At 41.6% G+C, this 13902-nt stretch carries 11 protein-coding genes and 2 pseudogenes; 10 read left to right on the forward strand and 3 right to left on the reverse strand.

Going from position 1 to position 13902, the window contains the following annotated elements:
* Positions 1-20 precede the first annotated feature (20 nt).
* The 3 genes from RMY16_RS23670 (at position 21) to RMY16_RS23680 (ending at position 1110) form a co-directional block, all read left to right on the forward strand.
* A complete protein-coding gene (locus tag RMY16_RS23670) occupies positions 21-233 on the forward strand; it encodes a hypothetical protein (protein ID WP_322738402.1) in 213 nt (70 codons plus the stop codon).
* 178 nt (positions 234-411) lie between these two features.
* Complete coding sequence (locus RMY16_RS23675; RefSeq protein WP_322738403.1) at positions 412-624, forward strand: hypothetical protein; 213 nt, start codon at positions 412-414, stop codon at positions 622-624.
* A 102-nt stretch (positions 625-726) separates the two neighbouring features.
* A complete protein-coding gene (locus tag RMY16_RS23680) occupies positions 727-1110 on the forward strand; it encodes a response regulator (protein ID WP_322738404.1) in 384 nt (127 codons plus the stop codon).
* Positions 1111-1314: 204 nt separating this feature from the next.
* On the opposite strand, the gene RMY16_RS23685 is transcribed toward RMY16_RS23680, so the two are convergent.
* Complete coding sequence (locus RMY16_RS23685) at positions 1315-1890, reverse strand: GNAT family N-acetyltransferase (RefSeq protein ID WP_322738405.1); 576 nt, start codon at positions 1888-1890, stop codon at positions 1315-1317.
* Positions 1891-2345: 455 nt separating this feature from the next.
* Between RMY16_RS23685 and bioB the strand changes: the two genes are divergently transcribed.
* A complete protein-coding gene (gene bioB, locus RMY16_RS23690; protein WP_322738406.1) occupies positions 2346-3353 on the forward strand; it encodes a biotin synthase BioB in 1008 nt (335 codons plus the stop codon).
* A gap of 70 nt (positions 3354-3423) precedes the next feature.
* On the opposite strand, the gene RMY16_RS23695 is transcribed toward bioB, so the two are convergent.
* Positions 3424-4605 (reverse strand): class I SAM-dependent methyltransferase, encoded by a 1182-nt coding sequence (locus RMY16_RS23695; protein ID WP_322738407.1) that lies wholly within the window; start codon positions 4603-4605, stop codon positions 3424-3426.
* Positions 4606-5078: 473 nt separating this feature from the next.
* Here RMY16_RS23695 and RMY16_RS23700 point away from each other — a divergent pair.
* The 5 genes and pseudogenes from RMY16_RS23700 to RMY16_RS23720 form a co-directional block, all read left to right on the forward strand.
* Positions 5079-5513 (forward strand): annotated as a pseudogene (locus tag RMY16_RS23700) (IS66 family transposase); the annotation flags it as partial.
* 808 nt (positions 5514-6321) lie between these two features.
* Positions 6322-9615, forward strand: a pseudogene (locus RMY16_RS23705) (phycobilisome rod-core linker polypeptide); the annotation flags it as partial.
* A 398-nt stretch (positions 9616-10013) separates the two neighbouring features.
* On the forward strand, positions 10014-10502 hold the full coding sequence (apcA, locus tag RMY16_RS23710) for an allophycocyanin subunit alpha (protein WP_322738409.1): 489 nt from the start codon (positions 10014-10016) through the stop codon (positions 10500-10502).
* Positions 10503-10559: 57 nt separating this feature from the next.
* Positions 10560-11048 (forward strand): allophycocyanin subunit beta, encoded by a 489-nt coding sequence (apcB, locus tag RMY16_RS23715; RefSeq protein WP_100899351.1) that lies wholly within the window; start codon positions 10560-10562, stop codon positions 11046-11048.
* A gap of 222 nt (positions 11049-11270) precedes the next feature.
* Positions 11271-11477: a phycobilisome linker polypeptide gene (locus tag RMY16_RS23720; RefSeq protein WP_322659343.1), complete on the forward strand. Its 207-nt coding sequence runs from the start codon at positions 11271-11273 to the stop codon at positions 11475-11477.
* A gap of 117 nt (positions 11478-11594) precedes the next feature.
* Here the strand turns inward: RMY16_RS23720 and RMY16_RS23725 are convergent, their stop codons facing one another.
* A complete protein-coding gene (locus RMY16_RS23725) occupies positions 11595-12092 on the reverse strand; it encodes a hypothetical protein (RefSeq protein WP_322738410.1) in 498 nt (165 codons plus the stop codon).
* 404 nt (positions 12093-12496) lie between these two features.
* On the opposite strand from RMY16_RS23725, the gene RMY16_RS23730 reads away from it, so the two are divergent.
* Entirely contained in the window at positions 12497-13699 is a 1203-nt protein-coding gene (locus tag RMY16_RS23730) for an FtsW/RodA/SpoVE family cell cycle protein (protein WP_322738411.1), read from the forward strand.
* Positions 13700-13902: the final 203 nt, after the last annotated feature.

Below are 13902 nucleotides of genomic sequence, written 5' to 3' on the forward strand. Positions count from 1 at the left end.
ATATCTAAAATCTGGCAACGTTGCTATCAAAATCGGGAGGCATTCTGACACAGAGGCGATCGCTAACCAGGCATTTTCACAGAGAGGCGATCGCTATCTTGCAGGAAATTACAAGGATCTCGGCTCGATACCAGATTGAGGCTCTCGGAGTCAAAAAGCCAGCAGCAGGATTAGTTAATAGTTCGTACACGAAGTTTTGGTCGAATCACTCTCTACCACTGACTAATTTGTAGTTGTAGCGAACTGCCTGATAAAATCATCAGCAAGAAATTTCGGTTTTGTATTTTTTATTACTAGTAAACTTTACATTAAACCATGCTTTATCTGCCTGAAATTATTCACTAGATAGAGAAAGAAGTTTAGTAATAAAGAGTATTCTTTTGAAAACAAGAATAAGCATTTTTTTTCCAAATGCCAAATAATTTTTTTACACCAGTAGAAGAAAGAGAAAAAATATTTTGCACAGAACTGGTTCAGTGCGGTGTGTTATATGAAAAAGCGGTTACTGCTGCTAAGATTTTAGCTTCTGGTCAGCCAGATGAGCTTTTGTCGTCTGAAGAGAGAAAAGTTGTTAAAGATGCCTGTGAAAAGTGGTTTGTAAATAATCAGCCCTATAAACTTTGAAGCTTATACACCCGTTTTGGGTTAGGCAACTCAGAATAACTATAACGCTGAAGCTGGCGTAAGTTCGTAAATTACAGGCTTTTTTCTAACTTAAAGTAAATAATGAGCAAGATAAATCAAGAGAATTATACTAAACATATTTTAGTTTGTGATGATATTGAACAAATGGTTCAAATGATGAAACTCGTCTTAGAATCAGAAGGTTATGAGGTGTCAACTGCAAATAGAGGTTTGGAGGCAATTGACAAAATTCAGATAAAAACACCTCATTTACTAATTACAAATTTAATGATGCCAGATATGAGTGGTTGGGAGCTAATTAATTATGTTCGGCAAAATTTAAACCTAAATACTCTCCCGATTTTGATTGTATCAGCCAATAATGAAGAAGATTTTCTCAACAATGAAGTAGCTGGATTTCTTTTCAAGCCAGTTCAACTTGATGTATTTGTCAAAAAAGTCAAATCAATTTTAGAAGTAAGTTAATTGATTTTAACCGATTGGCATCTATCCAGGGTTTTTTATGTTTATCCTATCTTAAGTTACAAATGAGTATTTGAGTGCAATTTAAAAATGACTTACTTGTATATATTGACTAAACAAAGTTAAGAACTATGAACTATAAATAAACTGATTTAAAAGCCTTTCAATAGATAGTTTAAATAAATAATATTGACAATAATTCGGTTTTTAAATTGTAGTTTGTTTCCAATAAGGATTTGTAAGACTTGTCAAAATATGATCTTCCCATTGCCCATTAATTAACAAATAGTCTCTAGCGTATCCTTCAACGACAAAACCGAGTCTTTTGAGGACATTACCACTACGCCGATTGTGAGGCATATAGTTAGCCATAACTCGGTGAAAATTTAGCTCTTGAAATAGATATTGAGTTGCAGATTTTAAACCCTCTGTCATATAGCCTTTACCTTGCTTATTTTCAGCAAGGCTATATCCCACATAGCAAAAATGAGCTACTCCTCGGACAAAATTACTAAAATTGACCGTTCCAATAACTACGGTAGGGTTTTTTTTGGTAAAAACAAATAGTTTTAACGATTGACCATTGATAAATTCCAGAAAACTATTCTCTATCTGATATTGCCAATATTCTTCAGTGAAAAAGCCATCAGCCCAAAGAGGATAGAATGGAGTGAGATAAGTTTTGTTATCAATGAAGTATTTCAGAATTTGAGGTATATCTTCATGGATCGCTGCTCGTAATAATAGGCGATCGCTTGCAATTATTGGCAGTTCTGATATCATAAATTACTTAATCGGCGGGATCTCTTCTCAGAATATTCTCTAAATGTTATAAATTCTCTCATAGTCTGCGGTTTAGCAGCAGTTAGATTAGCAGTCTTATTATCAGCACTGACGCAAGTTTTATAATTTTTTCATAAAGTTTGTCAAGAGTCAGGGGTCAATTAACTGATTTTATATAGACTTTGAACTCTTGACCAGCATGACAAAAGATATATCTATGCCCAATGCCCTTTACAAAAGATAGGGTGAGTATTTTTGCTCTTAATCTGCCATTCAACCAAAATCTTGATAAGCTGATGTCTAATATCTAGAGCGGAAGGATTGAGAGCCAATGGGTGATAAAGCACAGTCCAGGGTACAACTCGATAAAATAGCTTTGCCCAAAGGCTGTACCGCAGCAGATTTAAGCAAAAAACAGCTCAAGATTTAACCCAGTCTACAAGAAGGATAGTGATGTGGTGGGAATACGCTACGATTGGCAGGAATTAGAGATTCGGGCGATATACAACACGCCATTGCTAGAGCTTATTTATCAAGCTGCTAGCGTGCATCGCCAATATCATGACCCAACAAAAATACAAGTTTGTAAGCTCATATCTATCAAAACGGGAGGTTGTCCAGAAGATTGTAGCTACTGCGCCCAATCTTCCCGCTATAAAACAGAGGTAAAGGCGCAAGCACTCTTAGAAAAGGAAACAGTAGTTAACATCGCCCAGAAAGCTAAAGAAACTGGTGTTAGTCGCATTTGTATGGGTGCAGCTTGGCGCGAAGTCCGGGATAACTCACAATTTGAGGAAGTCCTGGAAATGGTCAAGGATGTGACTGCAATGGGTTTAGAAGTGTGCTGCACTCTGGGTATGTTGACGGCAAATCAAGCCAAGAAATTGTCAGAAGCAGGACTTTATGCTTACAACCATAACTTAGATACCTCGCAGGAATATTACAGCACAATTATTAGCACAAGGACATATAGCGATCGCTTGAATACAATTGAAAATGTCCGGCAGACGAATGTTACTGTCTGTTCCGGCGGTATCCTGGGTTTAGGCGAAACTGTCGATGACCGGATTGGGATGTTACAAACTCTGGCAAACTTACATCTGCATCCAGAGTCCGTGCCAATTAATATTCTCTCGCAAGTACCGGGCACACCTTTAGAAAATCAGCCTGATGTCCCCATTTGGGATATTGTGCGGATGATTGCCACAGCCAGAATTTTAATGCCAGCTTCCGATGTGCGTCTTAGTGCCGGGAGGGCGAGACTTTCTCAAGTTGAGCAAGCTTTCTGCTTTATGGCAGGAGCCAATTCTATCTTTTCTAGCGACGACAACAAGATGTTGACGGTGACAACTCCCTGTCCAGATTACGATACTGACCGAGAAATGCTGAATTTACTTGGTTTGGGAATGCGTCCGCCTTCCCAAAGACAGGAGAAAGTAGCAAGTTCGGCTGTTGTAGGGTAAATATCTAATTGTGGGATAACCGAAAGGCCCATCCCACAATTAATAATTGGATATTTTTTACTTGAATTCCCTAAGCAGGTGTCAATAAAATCAACTGCTGTTGCAAAAGGCTTCTTACCCCATCTAATCCCAGTTCTACATTTGTCAATATCTCTGCAACTGTGGCATTAGCATCACATCTTTGCATAAACTCAAACTCTGCTACAGATAAATTAACAATCTGGTAATCGTAATTAAAGAAACATTGACTGGGAAATCCCTCAAGACAAGGATTCAGTTCGGGAATCGCTGCTAGTAGAGCGTTATCCTCTGACCAGTCGGCTTTGATTAAGGGAGGACGACCGAGGAAAAACTCGTAATGAGTTACTTCTGGGTCTAATAATTCTATCAGGCGATAAAGCTGGCGATCGCTCAATTCTTTTGCCCGTTCCACTAACTCTGGTGCTTTGCCTAAAAGTCTCTCTAAATCCCAAAAGCTCGGATTCGAGAAACCAATAAATTCTAATCCCGAAGCATCTATTAATTCAAACAGCGTCTCAATGTTGTAGTCAATTTCTTGAGGATGAACGTACATATCAGCAAAGTATTCATCCTTGTTATTTTCTAGCGACCAACGTTGTTTATCGTATTTGACAATTCGGTTATTTTCTGGTAGAGAAGCGAATATTTGTCGCCCGACTTGGACACCATCGCGGTAGTCGCCTTTTTTGTCACCTTGAATAAGTGCGATCGCTTTTTGCATGAGTTGAATTTCCCAGCGCCCCAATTCCCCGTACACAAAAATGTGCATCAAGCCGCCTGGGGCTAACTTCTTCGCCAAAGCTTGAATACCGCGAATGGGATCGGGGGTATGATGCAAAACGCCAACACAATTAATTAAATCAAACTCACCCGGTAACTGTTCCACATCAAACAAACTGAGGTGATGAAATTCAACGCGGTTAGCACCTGAACGCTGACAACGTTCTTTGGCTACAGCTAAAGCACCAGTACTGAGGTCAATTCCCACAACAGAAGCTTGAGGATTGAGGTGAACTAGGTACTCTGTACCCACACCAGTACCGCAACCTGCATCTAAAATCCGAATATCTTGCCTTTGGGGTTTTTGACCTGTGCAGAAGTTATGAGCGGCTAGCCAATTCCAGCGCCAGTTGTAGCCTGGAGGTGGTTCATCCAACAAAGCTTCGGGCGGAAAGGGGTAGGTATTGTAGAGTTTGGCAACAGCAGCACTAACAGTTTGAGAATCGGACATGATGAGGAATAACGCAGTATTTCTGAGTTTAGCGAATGGTGGACACTTCAGATAGACAAATAATTGCGTAGGCGCAGCCCGTCGTAGACATCGCCATCAACCCATATATTTTAAGCAGGGAAGTCGTTTCAGTAAAAACACTACTGTTTAAGTATTTATTAGCTAATATCGCCCGTGGGTGTTTTTGATTACAGACGGAGAGCCAAATGACTCCTGGCAGCCAGCCGCACAAAGGTTGAGAGAAGCAGAAGCACAAAGCCAATTATCGTATCATTTTTTGCGGTTGGTGTAAAGGATGCTGATATGAATATCCTCAAACAAATTTCCCCTCCTGAACGTCCACCAGTTACGCTAAATGGCTTAGATTTTCGTGAGATGTTTAGTCTGGCTTTCTGCTTCGATGAAACGGGTTTCTAGTGGCAAAGTGGGCAAGCTGTAGCTTTACCAGCTATGGGATGGGGTCAAATTACTAGTTAGAGGAAGCTTTTATAAATTATGCTCAGTGGTTTGAGACTCTTGACTCAACCAGTTACAACGATTGGGTCAATCAATTCAAATCTAAGTTGCAATCCTCACTCAATCAGTGGATTGGCAAGGCAGGAGCTACGGCAGGAAACCTTTTACGTTCTTTACGGGATAAAGCTCATCAGTGGTGGTATTTCCTTGACTATCCTGAAGTTCCTCCTGATAACAATCAGGCTGAACGCTCGCTTCGCTTGGCTGTCACAAAACGTAAAGTCAGTGGCGGCTCCCGTTGAATGGAGCGATTTCAACACACTGCCGATTTATTGACGGTGGTGCAGACTTGTCGTCGTCAAGGCAAGTCTATTATTGATTTTTTTGTACAAGCACTACTGGCTAATTCTAATAATTATCTATCTCCCCCATCTCTACTTTCTAAATATTAGACCTGAATCCTTACACTGCCCCTTTTAAGAAGGGACATTAATATAAAAGTATAAATTTATCTTTAGTGTCGTCGTAGTAGTGGGCTTCACTGTTGTATACCAGAGTTGGTATTTGAGGTCTAGTCTTTGCTCACTTGACAACGGTGCTGATATTTTCTTTGGAAGCGCATTTGCCGAAGTGACAGCGAAAATAATTGCGATCGCAGATAAGTTAGCATTGAACAATAGTTAAATTTAAAACTTTTATTTTTGGTATTTACCCTGAATGTAACTACTGACTATTTGCAGATTAAACCACCACGAATTAAGAATTACTTCCCGTGTAGTGTCAGTTGGCAATATAAATTTCTCAGTAATAAAAATAACTTAAAATTGACTAATAACTACTAACCAACGACTAAGTATATTATTTAATTTATTCGTAGCAAATTCTCTGCGTGCCTTTGCACTTAGTCTCTGCACCCCTACCATGCTGCAAGGCGAAGCGCATCTGCGTTTAAATAAAAGAGAAATCAGTAGGCACTTCCCAACCTACTACTTAGTTACAAAACTTAGACTTAATCTCAGACAAACTGGAGTATACACTTTTAAGACTGGAGACATTTAAGATACAGGTTCTACATACTTCTTAATAAATCCGCCTTGAGAACGCAAAACGTTCTAATCTAAAAGCTAACTGGGTTAATTTACTGGCAGTTTTGCAGGCAACACTCTCAAGCTCATAAAGCATAGACACACCGATGTGTCAAGCCTCAAAACAATCCAGACTTAACATATAAACGCTTATGATGGGAGTTTTAGAAATCCGATGAGTGTTAAGGCGAGTGGTGGAAGCTCGGTTGCGCGTCCGCAACTATATCAAACCCTAACTGTATCCACAATTACCCAAGCGGAGCAGCAAGACCGCTTCTTGGCAAATGGTGAACTAAACGAACTAGCAAGCTATTTTGCATCTGGCGCAAAGCGTCTACAAATTTCTCAGACGCTGACGGACAATGCCGAGATTATTGTGTCTCGGGCTGCCAACCGGATTTTTGTTGGTGGTTCGCCAATGGCTTTTTTAGAAAAGCCCAGAGAAGTAGAAATAGTACCTGTTAGTGCTGGCGCTAACGTTCAACAAGGGATGCAACTGGGAACTGTAACCTACGTTGAAAGTCGTGGTGGGTTCCTAGAAAATTTACGCTCAATATTTAACTCATCCCCCAGTGGCCCGACACCTCCAGGTTTCAGACCAATTAACATTGCTCGATACGGCCCAAGCAACATGGCCAAGAGCTTGCGGGATTTATCCTGGTTCTTGCGCTACGCTACTTATGCGATCGTTGCTGGCGACCCCAACATCATAGCGGTGAATACACGGGGTTTACGGGAAATCATTGAAAATGCCTGTTCTGGAGAAGCCACGCTAGTAGCTTTACAGGAAATCAAAGCCGGAGCACTTTCATTTTTCCGCAACGATGCTGAGGCGACAGAAATTGTGTCTCAGTATATGGATGTTTTGTTAACAGAATTCAAAGCAGCCACACCTTCAAATAAATTGCGCCAACGCCCCTCTAGCGACCAGCAAGGGTTGCAACTGCCGCAAATCTACTTCAATGCCTCAGAACGTCGTCCCAAGTTTGTGATGAAGACTGGGTTATCAAGTAGCGAAAAAAATGAGGTAATCAAGGCCACATATCGACAAATCTTTGAGCGCGACATTAGCCGTGCTTATAGCTTGTCCATATCTGACCTAGAATCCAAGGTGAAGAATGGCGACATCTCTATGAAAGAGTTTGTCCGTCGTTTAGCTAAATCTCCCCTTTACCAAAAACAGTTTTACCAGCCTTTTATTAACAGCCGAGTCATCGAATTAGCTTTCCGTCACATTTTAGGACGGGGGCCAAGTAGCCGCGAAGAAGTACAAAAATACTTCTCGATTATTTCTAATGGTGGTCTACCAGCCTTAGTAGATGCCTTAGTAGATTCTGCTGAATACGGCGACTATTTTGGTGAAGAAACAGTACCCTACCTGCGGGGTCTGGGTCAAGAAGCACAAGAATGTCGCAATTGGGGACCGCAGCAAGACCTGTTTAACTACAGTGCGCCTTTCCGCAAGATACCTCAGTTCCTCACCACATTTGCAGCTTACGAGCAACCGCTACCAGATCAACATCCTTACGGTTCTGGTAATGACCCCTTGGAAATTCAGTTTGGGGCGATTTTCCCGAAAGAAACTCGCAACCCCAGTACCAATCCGGCTCCTTTTAGTAAGGATACCAAGCGCATCCTGATTCACCAAGGAGCAGGGATTAATAACCAAAATAGTAATCCCAGAGCGCGAGGTGCAGCTCCTGGTACCCTTGGGCCCAAGGTGTTCAAGCTAGATCAGCTACCTGCTACTATTGGTAGAAAGGCTGCCAAAGGTTCTAGTGTTAGATTCTCCGAAAGCTCCACGCAAGCAGTGATTAAAGCTGCTTACCTGCAAGTTTTCGGTCGCGATCTTTACGAAGGTCAGCGCCCGAAGGTATTGGAAATCAAGCTGGAAAACGGCGATATCTCTGTACGCGAGTTTATCCGTGCTTTAGCTAAGTCGGATGTATTCCGCAATCTGTACTGGTCATCGCTGTATGTTTGTAAAGCGATCGAGTATATTCACCGTCGCTTGTTGGGTCGTCCGACTTATGGTCGTCAAGAAATCAACAAGTACTTTGATATTGCTTCGAAACAGGGCTTTTACGCGGTGGTTGATGCCATTATTAACAGCGTAGAATACAGCGAAGCCTTTGGTGAAGATACAATTCCTTACGAACGGTATCTGACTCCTGGTGGTGTAGCTGGGCGACAATTACGTGTTGGTAGCATTCGTGATGATATTGCCGCGAAAGTCCAGAAAGAGGTAACACCAAGCTTTGTAACACTGGGTACAGTGACAGAAAAGCGGTCAGAACCAGATATTCAGTTCCGCATTAACCAAGGTGTTAGCAAGCAACGGGAACAGACCAAAATCTTCAAGCTGGTGGCCAATACCAGTGACAAAGTTGCAGTCAAAACTTTGATTAGCGCTGCCTATCGTCAGATATTTGAGCGGGATATTGCACCCTACATCGCCAAAAACGAATTTACCAAATGGGAAAGCAAGCTGGGGAATGGCGAAATTAGTGTGAAGGAATTTATTGAAGGTTTGGGTTACTCTAACCTCTACCTGAAAGAGTTCTACACACCTTACCCCAACACCAAAGTGATTGAGTTGGGAACCAAACACTTCTTGGGACGTGCGCCACTAGACCAAGCAGAAATCCGCAAGTATAACCAGATTTTGGCTACTCAAGGTATTCGTGCCTTTATTGGTGCTTTGGTAGATAGTGTGGAATATAACCAAGTATTTGGTGAAGATACGGTTCCTTACCGTCGCTTCCCGACCCTACCTGCGGCAAACTTCCCGAATACGGAGAAGCTTTACAACCAGCTTACCAAGCAAAACGATGACGTGGTTGTACCAAGCTTTAAGCCAGTACAAGCCCGTGTCGGAGTTAGTAACGATACACCGCTTGTGCTACAGGCGATCGCAGATATAGCAACGCAAACAAATGGTCAGCCATCCTTTGCTGAACTGGGCCGTTCCTACAACGATGCTAGTGGACAAACCGTGGAAATAGGTGTGCGTAAACATGCGCGCATTTACCGTCTAACAGAAAACACCAACCAAGACGAAAAACAACAGGCAATCAACGCCATTTATCGTCAAGTATTGGATGTATTTAGTGGTGAAGTGCCTGAGAATTTCCGTCGCACTGATTTAGATAGCAAACTTCAAAATGGTGAAATTACCGTCCGGGAGTTTGTGCGTGAACTAGCTAGTTCCCAAATCTATCGCCAGCGCTTCTTATCACCTTATCCTCATGCCAAGGTCATTGAGTTCCTCTTCCGTCATCTGTTGGGGCGTACACCCGCAACTCAGGAAGAAATTGACCAATATAACAAGCTGCTAGTCGATAGTGGTTTGTCAGCTGCTGTAGAAGCAATAGTCGAAAGTCCAGAATATAACCGCTACTTTGGTGAAGATGTTGTACCTTACAACCGCTTCCCATCTCTGCCAGCAGGGAACTACCTCGGCAGTGTCGCAGTTGATTAAGGAGTAGGGAGTAGGGAATTAGGGAATAGGGTACAGATTATTTACTGTTCTCTGTCCCCTGTAACCTTTCCCCTGTCCCCTTCTTAACCTTTCGTAATACTGCTCTCAGATTGCAGTTAAAACAGTAAATTCTGAAAAGCAATATTACAAAGTATTAAGAGCAGTCATAAATGCTCAACAGAATGCCGGAAAATGTTTTGCGGAAGGTAACTGAGTTTGAAAGCTTGTGTACTTATGTTGACTCAAGCAAACTCGTAATTTTTTAGCCGTAGCAGTTGTAAAATTGTTGTGTCTAAAAGAACGAAAAAACAAACTCAGTAAACCAAACTCAAAGTCGCACCAGTTTAATTAAATCCTGGTTTCATTCGTATTGGAGGAATCCATTAATGAGTATTGTCACGAAAGCTATCGTGAATGCTGATGCAGAAGCCCGCTACCTCAGCCCTGGTGAGTTAGATCGGATCAAGTCCTTTGTTGCAAGTGGTGAGCGCCGTGTGCGGATTGCTCAAGTTTTGTCAGAAAATCGCGAACGGCTCGTTAAGCAAGCTGGCGATCAACTGTTCCAAAAGCGTCCTGATGTTGTGTCTCCTGGTGGTAACGCTTACGGTCAAGAATTGACTGCTACTTGTCTGCGCGACCTAGATTATTACCTCCGCCTCGTTACCTACGGTATCGTTGCTGGTGATGTCACCCCCATCGAAGAAATTGGTGTTATTGGTGCCCGTGAACTGTACAAGTCCTTGGGAACTCCTATCGATGGTGTTGCTGAAGGTATCCGTGGGCTGAAGAATGGAGCTTCGGCATTGCTCTCTGGTGATGAGGCTAGTGAAGCTAGTGGCTACTTCGACTACTTAGTTGGCGCTCTTCTAGGATAGGGTGAAGCTGTTTACCTACTGATATTGCAATACGGTTGGAAATAAGGAATTAACAACATGGCTCAAGACGCAATTACCGCTGTCATTAACTCCGCAGACGTTCAAGGTAAATACCTAGACTCTTCTGCCTTACAAAAGCTAAAAGGCTACTTCGCCACTGGCGAACTGCGAGTACGTGCTGCTAGCACCATCAGCGCTAACGCTGCTGCGATCGTCAAAGAAGCTGTAGCAAAATCTTTGCTATACTCTGACATCACCCGTCCAGGCGGCAACATGTACACCACTCGCCGCTATGCTGCTTGCATCCGCGATTTGGACTACTACCTCCGCTATGCTACCTATGCCATGTTGGCTGGCGATCCTTCCATCCTTGACGAGCGTGTACTAAATGGCTTGAAAGAAACCTATAACTCCTTAGGTGTTCCCGTCGGTGCTACCGTACAAGCTATCCAAGCAATCAAAGAAGTAACCGCTAGTTTGGTAGGTTCTGATGCTGGTAAGGAAATGGGCGTTTACTTAGACTATATCTCCTCTGGCTTAAGCTAAGAACTAGTTTGCGCTTAAGAATTTAGGTGCGGCTTTATTAAGGTCTGGAAATCAACCGTGAGTGCTAGAACGTTATATTGCTTATCTTGGTAAATTATCAGTGATGAGTGTTGGTGGTCTAGTATTGATGTTTGATTTCCAGCCTTTGAATGATTAAAAGATTTGCACTCAAGATTTTGAAATAAAAAAGTTTTCACAAGGTATAAAGGAGATTTTCAAAATATGTCCCGTTTGTTTAAAATTACTGCTCTAGTTCCCAGCCAAACCCGAGTTCGTACCCAACGCGAACTGCAAAATACTTACTTCACTAAGCTAGTTCCTTATGAAAACTGGTTCCGCGAACAGCAACGTATTCAAAAAGCGGGTGGCACAATTATTAAGGTGGAACTGGCAACTGGTAAGCAAGGCGCTAATACTGGCTTGTCGTAATCTGTAAATAGAATATTATTTTAGGGAATTGGTAAGAGGTCGGTAAAGACCTCTTTTTTGTTGAGAATTGATAGTATAAAAAATCTGTTAATTAAGTCATATAGAAACAAGGTAATCTTAATCAAGCTTGTTAACGTTTCTAAAGTACTTCTTCCACTCAGCATCTAGGGCAACTTCGTACTGAGAGCCTAGTTCTTGGCCACTTCCGTACCTAACAAGATTGACCCCCTGCATACTTGATAATTGTAGTAGATAGCTATCTTCTAAAGGATTATCAAGACTTACAACCTCATCAAGCCTTATTGATACAGTAGGACAGTTTCCAAAGAAATGTTGAGTATAAGCATCAGAGTAATTATTATATTGAGAAAGTTTATTCAAGCGATGTTCAGCAGGTTCAGTCTTGATTACATACCCTGCCGCAATGAAACCACGTTTCCCTTTTCCAGTTTTTTTCAAGTAGGCTTTATCTCCAACCTCAATTGACTTGACCTTACCTGCACTCCAAGTAATATAGTCCTCTCCTTCTTTTTTAATGTACTCAATTGCTTCTTCAATATAGTTAGGAATATGAACATCAATATCTGGATTTGCTAAGAAAATACGTGTTGACATAATTATGCTGCACCTAGATTAGTACAAGGGTTATCAATTTCTATGAAAAGTATATAATTAGCTTTTATAATACATATATTTTTTGTATACTTCCGTACATGTACTATGTTTCAGATAAATATCCAGATTAAGTCATAACTATGTTCATTACTGAGTATCAAAATACTTTTTAATTGCGGCTTAACAATGCCTTCTCTACAAGACGCTACGAGTCGAGTAGCTTGCTGATATTGTACGGGTACGGCGGGCATAGCCAACGCAATTTGTTAGAAACATTGATCGAGCGTGTATTGAAATTGACAACTTTAAGATTTATGGTTGTAAAGCCTACTTATAAGTTATAAGTTATGATTTATGAGTTTTATTTTTAACTCCTAATTTCTAACTTTTTACCTGTACCAATCGTGAATCTACGCCGCCTGATTCCAATTTTTGATAGTTCAGTTTCCAACTGGGCATTAGAAGCGCGGTTGTTGCGCTGGTTAACGTTGATTTGGCTGTTCGTCGGCTTAGTGATGCTATTTTCAGCATCTTATCCTGTCGCTGATGGTCGTTATGATGATGGGTTGTACTACTTTAAGCGTCAACTGCTTTGGGTCTTAGTTTCCTTAATCGGATTCAATATTATTGTTAATTCGCCGTTGCAGAAAATTTTGGGATTATCCCATTGGTTTTTGTTACTGTTTTTGGGGTTAATTTTTGTCACACTGATCCCAGGATTGGGAAAAAAGGCTTTTGATGCAGCGCGTTGGATTGCGATCGGGCCAATTCCGATTCAACCTTCAGAACTAATTAAACCCTTTTTGGTGTTGCAAAGTGCGCGGCTTTTTGGTCAATGGGAACGAATTAGTTGGCGGGTTCGTTTCGCTTGGTTAGGCGTTTTTGGTCTAGTACTTTTAGGAATTCTTGCCCAGCCTAACTTGAGTACAACGGCACTTTGCGGCATGACTATCTGGCTAATTGCTTTAGCAGCAGGCTTATCTTACAAGTACCTGGGAGGAACAGCAATTGGTGGAGTAATGTTGGCATTACTCAGTATTAGTATTAAAGAGTACCAGCGTAAGCGGGTGATGTCATTCCTCAATCCTTGGGCTGATGCTACAGGAGATGGCTACCAGTTGGTGCAAAGTCTACTAGCTGTGGGTTCTGGTAAAACTTGGGGAGCTGGATATGGGCTTTCTCAACAAAAGCTATTTTATTTACCAATTCAAGATACTGATTTTATTTTTGCAGTGTTCGCTGAAGAATTTGGCTTTGTTGGCAGTATGGTGTTGTTGGTACTTTTAGCTACATTCGCTACCCTCGGATTAGTTGTGGCGCTAAAGGCTAAAAATATAGTACATAGATTAGTCGCGATCGGTGTGACGACTTTGATGGTGGGACAATCATTGCTCCACATCGGTGTTGCTACAGGTTCTCTACCGACTACTGGCTTACCTTTTCCCATGTTTAGTTATGGTGGTAATTCTATGATTGCCAGCTTAATAGCTGCTGGGTTGTTGGTTCGGGTAGCACGCGAGAGTAGTGAAGCTGAGGTAGTACCGTTGCGAAAACCTCTGCTTGAAAATGGGCGCAGACGCCGAACTTTTCATAAAACCAGGAATTGAGCTAGCAAAAGCCACAATAGACAAAGTTTTATGCTCTTTGCAGGAATTGAATAGATTATGGAAGACTTAACCCTCTTCTGTCACTCTCCGAAAACATTTGCCTTTTCTAAAATCTAAAGTTTTTGTATAGCAAGCGATCGCGCGATTCTTTTCTAATAACAAATACAAGACCTATTTTTTTCTAATAGTATAGCTTGTATTGA

The sequence above is a fragment of the Nostoc sp. DedQUE12b genome (genome assembly GCF_034530835.1).
In the GTDB taxonomy this organism is placed as follows: domain Bacteria; phylum Cyanobacteriota; class Cyanobacteriia; order Cyanobacteriales; family Nostocaceae; genus Nostoc.

What these genes read in the sequence shown, in the direction of transcription:
- RMY16_RS23675 (WP_322738403.1), top strand. Translation starts at nt 412, where the DNA reads ATGCCAAATAATTTTTTTACACCAGTAGAAGAAAGAGAAAAAATATTT.
- RMY16_RS23680 (WP_322738404.1), top strand. Translation starts at nt 727, where the DNA reads ATGAGCAAGATAAATCAAGAGAATTATACTAAACATATTTTAGTTTGT.
- RMY16_RS23685 (WP_322738405.1), bottom strand. Translation starts at nt 1,890, where the DNA reads ATGATATCAGAACTGCCAATAATTGCAAGCGATCGCCTATTATTACGA.
- RMY16_RS23695 (WP_322738407.1), bottom strand. Translation starts at nt 4,605, where the DNA reads ATGTCCGATTCTCAAACTGTTAGTGCTGCTGTTGCCAAACTCTACAAT.
- apcA (WP_322738409.1), top strand. Translation starts at nt 10,014, where the DNA reads ATGAGTATTGTCACGAAAGCTATCGTGAATGCTGATGCAGAAGCCCGC.
- apcB (WP_100899351.1), top strand. Translation starts at nt 10,560, where the DNA reads ATGGCTCAAGACGCAATTACCGCTGTCATTAACTCCGCAGACGTTCAA.
- RMY16_RS23720 (WP_322659343.1), top strand. Translation starts at nt 11,271, where the DNA reads ATGTCCCGTTTGTTTAAAATTACTGCTCTAGTTCCCAGCCAAACCCGA.
- RMY16_RS23725 (WP_322738410.1), bottom strand. Translation starts at nt 12,092, where the DNA reads ATGTCAACACGTATTTTCTTAGCAAATCCAGATATTGATGTTCATATT.